The organism is Wolbachia endosymbiont (group A) of Cydia amplana (assembly GCF_964028495.1).
Lineage (GTDB): Bacteria > Pseudomonadota > Alphaproteobacteria > Rickettsiales > Anaplasmataceae > Wolbachia > Wolbachia pipientis.
This window is the reverse complement of sequence record NZ_OZ034792.1, coordinates 515,506-529,976: the sequence shown is the minus strand read 5'-3', so window position 1 is coordinate 529,976 and position 14,471 is coordinate 515,506. Positions and strand designations below refer to the sequence as shown.

Below are 14,471 nucleotides of genomic sequence, written 5' to 3'. Positions count from 1 at the left end.
GGGTAAAGTTGAAGGAGGTTCTTAAATGAGCAACTATTAATTTGGTAGTATATAGCATTAATAAATTTAAACAATGTGACCATTTTCAGTGGTTAAAACCAAGGGCGCTGAGAATTGTTCGTTTTGGGATGGGATGGTCTACCAAATGATCTGTGCGAACTTTTTTATATTATAATTTTATTATATGCCAAAACCAGCTACATTGGCTCACTTTCGCTAAATCCACATACGAACTAATTTCCCTAACTTTGTTGCAAAGATTGCAAGTTCCTATTTTCATAACCCTACTTTTACGTAGCTTGTTCTCACAAAGATACGATCTTTTTGGGATCTTTGAAGAAGTAAATAATTGAAATCTTTGTAATACTTGGTTGCAATGTTTTTTAGAGACAAAAGGTATTTTCCTATATCTGAATACAATAAATTTGTAATTCTGAAAAAATATAAAACTATTGCTAATTATAATAATTGCGTAATAATTAAAACATAAGTTTTTAAGTTAAGGTAGTGTTATGGGTAATCAATTGGAAGAAGTATCTAATCCAATAAATATTCAAGCAGATTTAGAAGAGAACAGTATGGTTGATGGAATAGAAAAGCGGTCAAAAGAACAAGGTTTTTATGCAACACAGACAATACCAATTTATCAAGTTAATCAAAATATTACGTATTCATATTTAGCTACGCTCGATAGTCACTTAAAAACAGATGAGCATTGTGTACACGAAAGTAATATACATACTGACTTACTTAATTTTGCTTTTCATGGTTCCTTAGAGAAAGTTCAAGATCTATTAAACAAAGGAGCTAGCGTTGAGACAGAAGACAACGATGGTAACACGCCTTTGCATTTTGCTGCTAGCAAGGGCCACTTCGTAATCGTTGAAGCCCTGTTAGAAAAAGGGGCTACTGTTGGAGGTAAAAAACAATGAAGGCGCTACTGCGCTGCATATTGCTGCTCAGATGGGTCACTTAAACGTAGTTCAATTTCTGCTAGATAATGGTACTGATGTTGATGCGCAAAAATATAATGGTGACACTGCCTTACATATTGCTGCTGAAGCAGGCAAATTAGAAGTAGTTCAATTTCTGTTAAAAAGAGGTGCTAGTTTTGAAGCACGAAACGAAGAAGGATGCACTGCTTTGCATTGTGCTGCTATAGGGGGAAACTTGAAAATAGTTCAGTTTTTATTGGGCAAAATGAATAATGCTGACATACGAAAGAATAGTTTCAAATGTGTCTTGCATATTGCTGCTCGAAAGGGTTACTTAGAAATCGTTAAAGCTCTATTAGACAAAGGTACTGATATTAATGCAACAAACTATGACGGCGATACTGCTTTAAATGAAGCTGCTGGATATGGTCGTTTGAAAGTAGTTCAATTTTTGTTAGACAAAGGAGCTAGTTTTGAAGCACGAAACGAAGAAGGATGCACTGCTTTGCATATTGCTTGTGAGGTGGGCTATTTAGGCATAGTTAAAGCTCTGTTAGAAAAGGGATCTGATGTTAATGTAGTAAGCAAAAAAAATGGCGATACTCCATTACATGAAGCTGCTAGAATGAATCGCTACGATATAGTTGAATATCTTGTAGAGGAAGAAAAGGCTACTATTGATGTAAAAAACTTTAGATGTGAGACTCCTTCCGATTTGGCGGATTCCAATGGTTACAAAGATATAGTTAAGTATCTTAGTCTTCGAGTAAGGGAGTGTCCCAAAACCTCGGGAAGTCTGGCTGACAATAAAAATGTGATACAGTATCAAAAAGTGACAGAAAATAAACACCTAACTATAACTAATAGAGCAATAAAGACCAGTTTCTGTGTAGGCATAATGACCATGTTGACAAGTGTAGCTATTGGATGTATTGCTATTCATCTTAGTTTATCAATATCAGCTACTGCTGCATTGATTGTTGGGGCCATTGCTGGTGGCATTACATATGCAGTATTAAAGCCTAGTAGTAGGCTAAATGAATGTGAAGTGAATAGGCAAAGCTTACCTCAAATGCCTAAGGACGAATGTTGCATGTCATATTAGTTCTTGCATTTTATGTCATGGGTGTAAAAATGGTGCGTAGTATTTTTAACCGAGGTGGAGTTATGGAATTGAATAAATTGCAGAAAGTATTAAGTACTGCTAACGCTGATGTTGGTTTAAGTAAGAGTAATGTAGTTAGTAAAATAGAAGAGAGATTAAAACAAGTAGATCCAGGTACATTTTGCCAATTAAGTTTTGCTGTTTTAAAAAACAACAAACAAATGGTAGAAACCCTTATAAAAGGAGGAGCTGATGTTAACACAATTGATGCGTACAATCGTGATCCATTATATTATGCTATCTCACAAGGGAACACAAGAATGGTAGAGATCCTAATAAAAAATGGAGCAAGTGTTAATAAGAAGTATAATGACGGAAGCACTCCTCTACATCATGCTGTCTTGAGCCAAAAAATAAAAATAGTAGAGTATCTTATAAACAATGGGGCTGATGTCAATGCGTTAGATGAAAAACGGCGCACTCCATTATACTTAGCTGGACGAAGTACACAAATGGTCTCGATTCTCATGAAGAAGGGAGCATTCCCTTTACTGGAAAACAGAGATATTGAATTTTTAAAGGATCTAGCTAAACGCATTAAAGATGATGATACAGAGTATTTAAAGGAGGTAAAGGTAGAACAGAAGGAGGGGCGGGTAGATGATAAGTATGAGTCAATTAAATACTCGTTGCTGCTTAGTGATAACAGCTCTTTGACCTCTATTATTAAAAGGGAAAAATTCAAAAATTTAATATCTGATTGGTCTTTCAACGTACCTGATTTAAAAGATAACCAAAAAAATTTGAATAAGGCACTGTTAAATCTTCTTACAGACTTTCCATTTTGTGACATTACAAGGTTTGAGGACTTTTTACACGATAACAAAGGTGATGATCTAAAAGCTGTTCTCAATCTTCAAAGGGGAGAATACAAATTGACAATACTACATGTAATACAAGGTATGGAGTATTTAGCAGTGGAAAAAGACATAGGTTGTGCAGTTAGTGCATTTATGACTTTACTTTTAAAATCTGGTGCTGATCCTAACATAGTTAACAGTGAAGGGCAAACACCTTTGCACTATGCTGCTTATTATAATACTTTAAATATACCTTTGCTTCTGAAAAAAGGAGCACGTAGTCAACCTGACAGACAAGGAAAAACTCCTCTAGACATTGTAATTATTAACAAAAAACCTTTTGAAGTGAATCTTTTAGAACAGATCTTTTTAACTCAGGAGCAATTGGAAGCAAAAAATGATTTAGAAGGTGTTTGCGGTCATAGCTTTAACACTAATCGACTAAGAAAGTTTTTCAATCAGCACAAAGGAAATGAAGGTCTTAAAGAGATTCTCAATCTCCATGATTGCGAAGGAAAGTCTCGAGTTTTTCAAAAGATTAGGGAGGCTTGTTATGGTAATGAAACTCATTTCAAAGAAGCAAAAAAGTTGCTGCTAGAAGCAGGAGCGATTGATTACGAAGAGTGGAAGGACAAAAAACGTTTGCCTAAGCTTAGAACTCTATGGGATGATTTAATATTAGATCAGTCGGAAAAGTTGAAAATATTTTTGGGTAGGGTAAATAAATCCAAAGATATAGATGAGTTAAAACGCGTTGTAAACGAAGCTATAGAACTTGGGGTAAGGCTGAACTTTCCTAACCAGGGTAGTATATACGGAAAGGTATATGAAAAGGAATATAGTTTTACAGATTTTGTGATAAGAAAGATTAGTGAATTAAGAAAGAGTTCCGAAGGTTCAAGGAATATAGAGGTTGCTAGTGGTATAGTATGTCAATTGATATCAAAAGGGGCAATTTTGTACAACATAAGCAGTATATATGTAATTGACGAACTGGAAGAGTTTGAAAGCCACAAAGCTAATATGAAAAACGCTTATGCAGATTATGAGAATCGTGCTTTAGATTTCATAACAATCGTTCAAAGCGCAACAAGTGGTAAGGTAAGAGACGTAAAAATCGACAACTCTACTCTCTGTCTTGAATATTCACAGGATAGTAAAGTAGATGTTGCAAAGATTACAAATGGAGCAAGGGGTTTAGGTATCACTCAGGAAGGTGTACAATACGGAAGAAATATAATAAAGATAGGTAAGAGTGAGGTAGAAATTATAACGGAAAACGCTATAAGGAATTATGTAGGCCTAGCAGATGGTAGTAATATAGTATTGACTTTCGATACTGGCTTGGGAGAGTTGGAAGTGAGATTATACCCTGATAAGCAAAATCTAATAAAGGTAGAAGTAGAAGATCAAGAAAAGTGGAAAAAATTACAGAATTGTGAGGAACGAATAGGGGAAAAATGTTTGCTTGGTGGGTGTTCAGTACGTGATGCTATTGAACGAGGTTTTTTTACTAGATCTGGAGAGTTGATTCGTTCTGAAACAATTAGTCAATCTGATGCAACAAAAGTGGGCCCTTGGGCAAAGCGCGAAAAAATGAGAAAAGCTTCAAGTCTTGAAGAAACAGTAGGCCGTTCTCTATAATGAAGTGATGGTGATGTTAAGTTAACATTTTAAAAGATTTTTTGAGAAATTTGTCTTATTTGTATCTGTTCAGCCTGTAAAAGACAAGATTTGATCTGACAGACAAGAATTAACTGACAGAAGAATTGAGGTAGTCAAAACTAATATCAGGCTCTTGTGTAATGCTACTAATATTTTTCTGAAAAGCAATATATTTGCTATCAAGAAAAGTTTGCATAGGCGTTTTGCCATAGCAATATTTACCCGAGTGAGGTCTTGTCTCATTATAAGAACGCAACCAATGATCAACATCAATCTGTAGATCTTCCAAAGAACTGTAGATTTTCTTTCTAAAGATGATATTGTAACACTCATCTTGCATGGTTCTATGAAACCTTTTACATATGCCATTAGTCTGTGGAGAGTTGGCTTTAGTTCTAGAATGATCGATGTTTTCTATGCCCAAATAAAGCTGATAAGCGTGATTTTCGGGCTTGCCACAGTACTCCGTACCCCTATCAGTTAAAATGCGTAATAATGGAATTTTCTGCTCATCAAAAAATGGAATAACTCTATCGTTGAGAAGATCTGCAGCTGTAATAGCTGTTCTGTCCGTGTAAAGTTTAACCATTGCAACTCTGGAATAAGTATCAACAAAAGTTTGCTGATAAATGCGCCCTATACCTTTGATATTGCCCACATAATAGGTATCTTGAGAACCCAAATAACCTGGATGTTGCGTCTCAATTTCACCATGAGCTTCCCTTTGTTCTTTCACTTTTTCTAAAGCTGCAAGTTGTTCTTCAGTTAAAATGATTCCGTCTTGAGCTACTTTTGTCTCTAGTGCTTTAAGTCTCTTTTTGAGAGTTTCAAGGTCATTTCTTAGCCATACAGACCTTACTCCTCCCTGAGAAATTATTATACCTCTTTTTCTCAGTTCATTTGCAGCTCTTTCTTGCCCATATGCTGGAAATTCTGTTGCTATACCAATCACTGCTCTTTCTATATCGTCGGAAACTCTGTTTGCTAATAGCGGTTTTTTCTTACTTATTTCATGTAATGCTTCCTCTCCTCCATTTTCATATAACTCCTTAAAGCGATAAAATGTATCTCTTGAGTATCCCATCACTTTGCATGCTTGAGACACATTTCCTAGTTGTTTTGCTAGTTCTAATAATCCTAGCTTTGGTTTTAATATTTTTGTCTGTATTGTACTCATATCTAACACTCCTTTATTTTTATTATTTTTAACTTACTTTTTTAAAGTGTCAGGTCAAGTCTTATTTAATACACTTTTCTTGATAGCAAATATATTGCTTTTCAGAAAAATATTAGTAGCATTACACAAGAGCCTGATATTAGTTTTGACTACCTCAATTCTTCTGTCAGTTAATTCTTGTCTGTCAGATCAAATCTTGTCTTTTACACCTTCCACTAGCTTTACTACGCTCGTCACCTTACGCAGCATAATGGTTCGTTCCAGGTTGCTGGCTAGGCTTTGCCTGGGTTGGATTTTCACCAACTGAACTTTACGCACTTCTTGGCGCACTCATGATGTTTTTCCCCCTATTAAGATTTATTGATTTAGTTGTAGTAGTTGAAATAGCAAACCGGTTAAGTTGCCTAGTTTGGTTCTTTTTTTCAATCAAAGGTATTCTACTGTTTTAAATTCCCTGTAAAGATTTAGCTTATCTTTTACATCTAAACAGCATTAACACGATTTGGCTTTTTGTAGATGAGTAATTCTCTAGGGATTATCCTATTGAATTCTATGATATTATTTTTTGTAACATTATTATACACGTCATGGCATTAAGGGTATTTATGACTCAAAACTTGTTTTTGACCTGCAGGCTCAATGACAAAATTCAGTAAAAAACTCAGGGTATCTTTTGGCGGATTACATAACATTATAGCGGCTGCATGTCTTTTAAAATTTTTCTACATTCAGCCAAATCGCGCTTAAACTAAGCGTCAGCACATTATTATAGCGCCAATTTAAAGTATTAGAGAGTCAAAACTCGCACTACGGGGTTTCTTTTGCCTTTTTTTTCATTTGGTAAATTTCTTAAATATTTATAGTTAAACGACAATCGTCATACCGCTACGTGTTAGCGGCTAAGAGATACCGCGGCGGTATGACGGTTAAGTATCCCGCTACTTGTTAGCAGGATCTATGCTAAGAGATACCGTGACGGTATGACGTAGAAGCTATACTTTTATAAATTTGTTAAGTGGAATTTTTATATTGAGTAATTGTATTTATAATACATTATTTTGTATAATTGATTTTTTAAATTATTATATTAACTCTAATATTTTTGATTTAATGAAAGATGATATTATTTATCACTCTCACTTAGGCGTATACGGTTTAATTTTAAAACCTAAAAGTATAGTTTTGGTGAAAAAAAGTCGAGGTCCTTATAAAGGGTTGTTTGATTTACCAGGTAGAAATTGCTGAAACGCTTGAAGAGGCACTTGTAAGAGAAATTAGAGAAGAAACAGGTTGTTTAGTGAAACAATACGACCAAATCCAAACAGTTACTAGCCTATATCATTATAATGAAGACAATGTAAATAAATGTCTAAAACATATAGCAGTTTTATACAAAATTGAAATCATAGGAGAAATAAAGCGAGAATCTGATGGAAAAGATTCTGATGGTTGTATATGGCAAAGTATAGATACTATAAACTATAAAAAAATTTCTCCGATAGTTCATATAGCAAGTAAATTCATAAAATGAAGACTATTATTTTTATTACAGGTGTATCTACGGTTGGAAAATCAAGTTTGGCTCATATATTAGGTTCAAAGCTTTTTATGCCTAGAAACTTTGCAATTCCACTAACTATAGCTAACCCAAGAAAGGTTTCCCTACGTCATACCGCCGCGGTATCTCAGCATAGATTCCGCTAACGAGTAGCGGAATGACGAATTTGTTGTTTTTCAAATTGTAGGTAAACCTAAGCCACTTTAGCTATACTTGTAGAGAAAAAAGAATAGATGATGATCCTAAATATTTAATAAATTTGACTACCGAGGAATTTCAAAAATCTCAATTTTTTATTAATTGTGAGATGTGGTACATTCTATCTTCATACAGCTTCCTCTTCATACCTCAACTAATGAAATTAGAAGCATCAACTCCCTTCTGCAAGCAAGCAGCAATAACAGTGTTCATCATTAGAAATGCAATGGTCATTGGGCCAACGCCCCCGGGTACTGGGGTAATAGCTTTGACTTTTTCTTTTATTCCCCCGAAGTCAACATCACCTACGAGCTTACTTTGTTCTCCTACGTTAACGCTATTTATGCCAACATCGATCACTATTGCACCTTTCTTTATCCAGTCTGCTTGAACAAAATTTGGCTTTCCGACTGCTGCAACTACTATATCCGCTTTAGAGCAATATTCAGCTAAATCTTTGCTTTGTGAATGCAAGATGGTGACAGTGCAGTTTTCTTGCAATAGCAGGTAAAACATTGGCTTGCCCACGATATTTGACCTACCAATTACCACTGCGTTTTTACCGGAAAGGTTCTCTTCAATTGACTTAATTAAATGCAAAGAACCTTTAGGAGTGCAAGGTATAAGGCAGTTTTTTTCACCTTTAACTAATTTGCCAACGTTTTCATCATGAAAGCCATCTACATCTTTTTCAACACTTACTGTGTTAATTACTCTGCTTGCACTAATATGATTTGGTAAAGGCAATTGCACTAAAATGCCATGCACAGATGGATCTTCATTTAATTCATTGATTTTTTCAATTAATTCATCTTCTGAAATATTATCAGGCAAAACAATGGTCTCAGAACTTATGCCTATTGATTCTGCTTTTTTCTGTTTGTTGCGAACATAAACCTGACTTGCTGGATTGCTGCCCACGAGAATTACTTTCAGGCAAGGAAAAATGTTATACTCTCTCTTTAAAATATCAATTTTTTGTGATAGCCTCTCACATAGGTCGTTTGCTATTTTTTTACCATCAATAATAATTGTCACTTCCTTGCCACTCCTTAAAGTCGGGTAATTTGATATCAAATAAATCCAATACTTTGCCAACAGAATGATTAATAATATCATCCAACGATTTTGGTTTAATATAAAAAGCTGGTACTGGTGGAGCAATAATTGCTCCCATCTCCGTTAATTTTAACATATTTTGTAAATGCCCAAGATGCAGTGGTGACTCTCGCACCATAAGAACTAACTTTCTTCTTTCTTTTAGCGTTACATCTGCAGCCCTTGTCAATAGATTGGAAGTAACACCTGATGCGATTTCAGACATTGTCTTCATAGAGCATGGTGCTACAATCATCCCTGAGGTTTTAAATGAGCCGCTTGCTATTTTTTCTCCAATCTTTTCTTCAGAATAGTAAAAATCTGCAAGTGATGTAATATCTTCAAGTTTTTCTTTAATCTCGTGAGCTAAAGTTATTTTCCCAGCACGACTTATCACTAAATGAGTTTCATAATCGACGTCTTTCAACGCTTCTAAAATACGCACACCGTAAATAGAACCAGATGCTCCACTTATTCCAATTACAATTCTGCTATTCACTTAACTCTTCTTCGTAGCTCATTCCCAATGCACGTTTATAGGTATCAAGCAATATTTCTTGTTCCTCTCTGTCATCATCATCCATCTTCCTCAGCCTAATAATTTGTTTCATCACTTTTATATCCCAACCTTCATCTGCGGCTTTTGCATATACATCACGAATGTGATCTTGCACATCCCTCTTTTCTTGTTCAAGTTTTTCGATTCTCTCTATGTAACCCTTCAACTCTTCAGCCGTTATTTTTACTGTATCTTCCATGAAACTCCACTAATTAATTGCTGCCACTAATATTACCAGTTTTTACTTGCACTTCAACAACAGTAATAATATTTTTATCTTTTTTTAAAATCTTAAAGCGAAAACCATACATGGAAAACTCCTCGCCTTCGTCAGGAATGCGCTCTATTTCATTCACAATCATACCTGCTAGAGTTGTAGCTTCTTCATCAGGGAGATTCCAGTATAACTGCCTGTTAATGTCCCTAATAGTAGATTTTCCTTCTATGTGATACATATTATCAGATATTTTCTTTATAAAATTCTCCGTAATCAAATCATGTTCATCCGAAATTTCTCCAACTATTTCTTCCAGTATATCCTCAAGAGTTACAATTCCCTGCAGTGCTCCATACTCATCAATAACAAATGCAAGGTGTTTCCTGTTCTTACGGAAGTTGTGAAGTTGCACGCTGAGCGGTGTACTTTCTGGTATGAACCAAGGCCTTGACATAACTTGGGTAATGTCAACTCCTTCCGCTTTATTATTCTTTTCACGCAAAGCATTTATTAGAGCTTTCACGTGAATTACACCTACAATGTTATCTGGTTCCTTCTGCCATAAAGGTACTCTACTGTGACTGCTGGTTAAAATCTCTCTTATTAACTCTTCTTTATTCCGATCTATATCAAGAGAAAATAGGTTTCTTCTATGGGTCATAATTTGTGATATCTCTGTCTCAGCCAAATCAAGTATGCTCCTTAGCATATCTAAATCCTGTTGCAACATAGTTCCTTCACTGCGGTGAAGAGTAATCATATTACGCATTGCATCCGCTGCAGATATCACTTCCTTATCTTTATGCAGCCCACATAATTTTAGGATGAGGTTAACAATAAATTGAATACCTAGTGTCAATGGAGAAAAAATCTTTACAAAAAACAATACAAAATAAGCAGAAAATAATGCAAATTTTTCAGGATTTTGAATAGCATAAGTTTTTGGTAGAACTTCGCAGAACAATAAAATACAAAATGTCATTATAATTGTTGATAGGAGAATGCCCTCATTTCCAAAAAGATTGATAAATATTGCTGTAAATAAAGCAGAGCAAGTAATATTAATAATTGTATTGCCGAGCAATACCGTTCCTATTGTCAATTCTTTCCTATTTAATAAGCGATCTATTACCCTGGCTTTTTTTTTACCGTCTAGCTTTAGCTTATTAACTCGAGAACGGCTAATTGAGGTTAAGCCTATTTCTGCTCCTGAGAACAAAAACGATAAAACTAACAAAACAAAAATTGCTGATGATACTAAGACCAATAACCAATCCATTAAAGTACGATGTTATTGTGATAAAAAATAAAATTAATTTTACATGTTATGAGAGGCATTTGCAAGCCTGAATTTATATTGCCGAATTTTATATACCTTTAATCTTAAAAAACAAATCATAAAGCATATTACACGCTGCGTTCACATGCTCATCCTCAATGATAAGTGGTGGGGTTACCCTTACTACTTTGTTGTTTAAAACCCTAGTTATTATTAAACCTTTATCAAGAGATCGACTAATAATTTTATCAGCTACAAGAGTTGCTAGTTCTATTCCCATTAGTAACCCTTCTCCACGAACTTCTAAAATCATCTCAGGAAATTCTTTAGCTAAAAGCAACAGCTTTTCTTTTAAATATTTACTAATTCTTTTAACATGATCAAAAAAGCCTTCTTTTAGCATTATATCGAGCACTGCATTACCAACAGTCATGGCAAGTGGATTGCCACCATAGGTTGATCCATGAGTTCCTGGAGTAATTGCTTCTGCTATATAATCTTTCACTAAACATGCAGCTACAGGAAAACCGTTACCCATAGCCTTCGCACAGGTTAGCATATCAGGTTCAATGCCGACATTTTGATAATGAAATAAAGAACCGATGCGTCCATATCCGCACTGCACTTCATCAAAGCACAAAATTATTCCTTGAGCTTTTGTTATTTCCCTTACTTTTTGAAGATATTCTACGTCTAGTGGATATACTCCACCTTCACTTTGTATGGGCTCTAAAAACACAGCAGCTGTCTCATCGCTGATTTTTTTCTCCAAAGCTTTAATGTCATTTCTTGGCACTTTATCAAAACCAGAAAGAAGCGGAGCAAAACCTTCGCGTGATTTTTCACTGCCTCCAGCAGAAATTGCAGCAATACTGCGGCCATGAAACCCTCCTTCAATTGTAATAATACGATTACGTTTTGCTTGCCCTTTCAAGTAAAAATAACGACGAATAAACTTAATTGCAGCTTCTGTTGCTTCAAGCCCACTTGAGCAGAAAAAAACTTTATCTGCAAAAGTAAGAGTTGTTAAACGCTCGGCAAGCCTTTCTTGCTCGGGAATAGTAAAAATGTTAGAGCAGTGCCATAGTGAGCTCAATTGCTCTTTCAGCTTATCTGTAATGTATGGATGACAATGCCCTAAAGAAGTTGTAGAAATACCTGCAGCAAAATCTAAATATTTTTTACCACCTCTATCAAAAAGATATACCCCTTCTCCCCTAACTATAGGAGTGTCAAGTCTATTATACGCATTAACAACATGATCCATTTTATAAGTATTGTGGTGTTATCTATACTATACCTGAAATGAATCCATTAACACAAAGCTTTTCCTTTAACCTCTTATGCTACTTCAACTAAAAATTTGGCTAATGCAAACCTTTTTTGTCATTCTATAGCTAAAGTGACTTGGTTTTACCAACACTTATTAGCCATTGTAAAAGTTTTTGTTTCTATTGAATGATAGTTGTAGCCTATGCAAGAAGTTTATTGACTTTGAGCGCACTTTAGCCTATACAATTTTAATATCTTAAACTACTGGACATGCCCGATCTAAAGACAATGATGTTAAATTTTGGACCTCAGCACCCAGCTGCACATGGAGTGTTGCGTCTTGTTTTAGAGATGGATGGTGAAGTGATCGAGAGGGCAGATCCCCATATTGGGCTTCTGCACCGCGGTACTGAAAAATTAATAGAACATAAAACGTATCTTCAAGCTTTGCCTTATTTTGATCGCCTTGATTACGTATCACCAATGTCACAAGAGCATGCATATTCACTTTGTGTGGAGAAATTGTTGCAATGTGAAGTGCCAATTAGGGCAAAGTATTTACGTGTCTTGTTTTGTGAACTGACGAGAATACTAAATCATTTACTGAACGTTTCTTCTCAAGCACTTGATGTTGGAGCAATGACCCCTCTTTTATGGCTCTTTGAAGAAAGAGAAAAAATACTGGAATTTTACGAAAGAGCTTCAGGTGCAAGGTTTCACGCAGCTTACATCAGGCCAGGTGGAATTGCAGCAGATGTTCCAGAAGATTTGATTGAGGATATTGCAAAGTTTATAGAGCAATTTCCAAAATATATAGACGATGTTGATGAACTTTTAACAGAAAATAGGATATGGAAGCAACGCACTGTAGGAATTAGTGAAATATCAATTAAACAGGCACTTGATTGGGGCTTTAGTGGCCCAATGTTGCGCGCTGCTGGGCTTGCTTGGGATTTGCGAAAAAGCCAGCCATATGAGATATATGATCAACTAGATTTTGATATACCGATCGGCCAAAATGGCGACTGTTATGACCGTTATCTAGTTAGAATGGCAGAGATTAGGCAATCTATCAGTTTGGTGAAGCAGTGCATAGAGAAAATGCCTGAAGGGCAAATAAAAACTGAAGATAGAAAAATTTCTCCACCGTCAAGAGCAGAGATGAAAAAATCTATGGAAGCTCTGATTCACCATTTTAAGCTCTATTCAGAAGGATATCACGTACCAGAAGGTGAGGCTTACGCAGTTGTTGAGGCACCAAAAGGTGAGTTTGGAGTGTATATAGTTTCAGATGGTACCAATAGACCTTATAGGTGCCGAATAAGAGCACCTGGCTTTGCGCATTTACAAGCCTTAGACTTTATGGCAAAAGGACACATGCTTGCTGACGTTGCAGCAATTATTGGCTCACTCGATATAGTTTTTGGTGAGATTGATAGGTAATCATTGGTACCCGTTCAGGCAATGGCGTCATGCAAGTAGCTGACACATAACTGTACGAACATTTGTTTGCAAAGGCAGTATGTTAAGTGTTATAGCCGATTTTGCCTCAAACACAAAGGCAGTGCCTTGACTACTTGGATCCAGAAAAATTGATTGTGTACTATACAACATTTTCGATTAAAAGCGTAACCGTTCACTGTTAGACTGCATTCTGTGATTTTTAGCAAAACATGATCTTTCATTTGAGCTTCCTTCAATTTAAAATAAATACAGAAAATTGCTGCCTATAGCTAAACTGACCTTACCCAGAAAAAGTGGAGAGAAAGAAAGGAGTTTTTTCGGGTAAAATAAAATTTTGGAGGATTAGAAATGGCAAGAGAATATACGGCAGAATTCAAATTGGAAGCTGTTAAGCTGGCAAATGAACAAAGAAAGGTAGGTCAACCAGTTGCAAAAGTAGCAAGAGATCTAGGAATAAGGGATAGTGTATTAGGAAAATGGATGAAGAAATATAACGAAAAAAAGTCAGCGGCAAATGCATTTCCAGATGTAGCACCTTATGACAAAGAGAGATTTGATTTACAGAAAGAGTTAGCAAAAGTAACAAGAGAAAGAGACATTTTAAAAAAAGCCCTGGCCAGTCAAAAAGAGTAAAATATTTTTTTATATAGTAACTGCTATAAAGTACAGGAATTATGTAGGATTTTCTGCTAGTGGCTACTATAAGTGGACTACAAGGAAAATAAGCAGTAGAGAATCAGCAAATAAAGAGTTATTAGCAGATATTCAAAAAATATATCAAGCTTCTAAATGTAGATATGGAGCTCCTAAAATTCATGCTGAATTAAAGGCTTTGGGTAAAAGTTGCAACTTAAAAACAGTGCAAAGTATTATGCAGAAAAATGGTATTCAGGCTATATTGAGAAGAAAATTTAAAATTAAGAAACAACAAACGGACAGTAGCTCCCAATATATTAGACCAAAACTTTATTGTCGATCAACCAAATAAAGTATGGGATTACTTATATAAAAACCAAAGAAGGATGGCTATATTTGGCAACAATAATCGATCTATATTCACGCATGGTAGTTAATGAGCAGTTCA

Annotated in this window: 13 protein-coding genes; 7 read left to right on the top strand and 6 right to left on the bottom strand. The window is 35.4% G+C overall.

Annotated elements, in window-relative coordinates; genetic code table 11:
- Nucleotides 1-512: 512 nt before the first annotated feature.
- The 3 genes from ABWU40_RS02640 to ABWU40_RS02630 are packed head-to-tail and all read left to right on the top strand — an operon-like array spanning nucleotide 513 to nucleotide 4,544.
- On the top strand, nucleotides 513-932 hold the full coding sequence (locus tag ABWU40_RS02640; protein WP_353279328.1) for an ankyrin repeat domain-containing protein: 420 nt from the start codon (nucleotides 513-515) through the stop codon (nucleotides 930-932).
- Nucleotides 913-2,040 (top strand): ankyrin repeat domain-containing protein, encoded by a 1,128-nt coding sequence (locus ABWU40_RS02635; protein ID WP_353279326.1) that lies wholly within the window; start codon nucleotides 913-915, stop codon nucleotides 2,038-2,040. The genes ABWU40_RS02640 and ABWU40_RS02635 overlap by 20 nt, the downstream gene beginning before the upstream one ends.
- On the top strand, nucleotides 2,022-4,544 hold the full coding sequence (locus ABWU40_RS02630; RefSeq protein ID WP_353279324.1) for an ankyrin repeat domain-containing protein: 2,523 nt from the start codon (nucleotides 2,022-2,024) through the stop codon (nucleotides 4,542-4,544). The genes ABWU40_RS02635 and ABWU40_RS02630 overlap by 19 nt, the downstream gene beginning before the upstream one ends.
- 109 nt (nucleotides 4,545-4,653) lie before the next feature.
- Here ABWU40_RS02630 and ABWU40_RS02625 read toward each other — a convergent pair whose 3' ends face one another.
- Nucleotides 4,654-5,742 (bottom strand): IS481-like element ISWpi2 family transposase, encoded by a 1,089-nt coding sequence (locus tag ABWU40_RS02625; RefSeq protein WP_015588908.1) that lies wholly within the window; start codon nucleotides 5,740-5,742, stop codon nucleotides 4,654-4,656.
- A gap of 1,219 nt (nucleotides 5,743-6,961) precedes the next feature.
- On the opposite strand from ABWU40_RS02625, the gene ABWU40_RS02620 reads away from it, so the two are divergent.
- Nucleotides 6,962-7,273 (top strand): NUDIX domain-containing protein, encoded by a 312-nt coding sequence (locus ABWU40_RS02620; protein WP_041573519.1) that lies wholly within the window; start codon nucleotides 6,962-6,964, stop codon nucleotides 7,271-7,273.
- A 375-nt stretch (nucleotides 7,274-7,648) separates the two neighbouring features.
- Here ABWU40_RS02620 and folD read toward each other — a convergent pair whose 3' ends face one another.
- The 5 genes from folD to ABWU40_RS02595 form a co-directional block, all read right to left on the bottom strand.
- Nucleotides 7,649-8,536 (bottom strand): bifunctional methylenetetrahydrofolate dehydrogenase/methenyltetrahydrofolate cyclohydrolase FolD, encoded by an 888-nt coding sequence (gene folD / locus ABWU40_RS02615; RefSeq protein ID WP_141456891.1) that lies wholly within the window; start codon nucleotides 8,534-8,536, stop codon nucleotides 7,649-7,651.
- On the bottom strand, nucleotides 8,520-9,095 hold the full coding sequence (locus ABWU40_RS02610; protein WP_006280027.1) for a UbiX family flavin prenyltransferase: 576 nt from the start codon (nucleotides 9,093-9,095) through the stop codon (nucleotides 8,520-8,522). Before ABWU40_RS02610 ends, folD begins: the two co-directional genes overlap by 17 nt.
- Nucleotides 9,088-9,354 carry a DUF2312 domain-containing protein gene (locus ABWU40_RS02605; protein ID WP_010082293.1) on the bottom strand — a complete coding sequence of 89 codons (267 nt, stop codon included), beginning with the start codon at nucleotides 9,352-9,354 and terminating at the stop codon, nucleotides 9,088-9,090. The genes ABWU40_RS02610 and ABWU40_RS02605 overlap by 8 nt, the downstream gene beginning before the upstream one ends.
- A gap of 13 nt (nucleotides 9,355-9,367) precedes the next feature.
- Nucleotides 9,368-10,651, bottom strand: coding sequence for an HlyC/CorC family transporter (locus tag ABWU40_RS02600; protein ID WP_353279322.1), 1,284 nt, complete (start codon nucleotides 10,649-10,651; stop codon nucleotides 9,368-9,370).
- 88 nt (nucleotides 10,652-10,739) lie between these two features.
- Nucleotides 10,740-11,918, bottom strand: a complete 1,179-nt coding sequence (locus ABWU40_RS02595) for an aspartate aminotransferase family protein (RefSeq protein ID WP_015589068.1) — start codon at nucleotides 11,916-11,918, stop codon at nucleotides 10,740-10,742.
- A 275-nt stretch (nucleotides 11,919-12,193) separates the two neighbouring features.
- Here ABWU40_RS02595 and ABWU40_RS02590 point away from each other — a divergent pair, with 275 nt between their 5' ends.
- From ABWU40_RS02590 to ABWU40_RS02580, 3 genes are all read left to right on the top strand, one after another.
- Nucleotides 12,194-13,366: an NADH-quinone oxidoreductase subunit D gene (locus ABWU40_RS02590; RefSeq protein ID WP_010962676.1), complete on the top strand. Its 1,173-nt coding sequence runs from the start codon at nucleotides 12,194-12,196 to the stop codon at nucleotides 13,364-13,366.
- A gap of 369 nt (nucleotides 13,367-13,735) precedes the next feature.
- The gene (locus ABWU40_RS02585) at nucleotides 13,736-14,020 is read left to right on the top strand and encodes a transposase (protein WP_038198869.1); all 285 of its coding nucleotides are present in this window, start codon (nucleotides 13,736-13,738) and stop codon (nucleotides 14,018-14,020) included.
- 1 nt (nucleotide 14,021) lies between these two features.
- Nucleotides 14,022-14,375, top strand: coding sequence for an IS3 family transposase (locus ABWU40_RS02580; protein WP_095866555.1), 354 nt, complete (start codon nucleotides 14,022-14,024; stop codon nucleotides 14,373-14,375).
- Nucleotides 14,376-14,471: the final 96 nt, after the last annotated feature.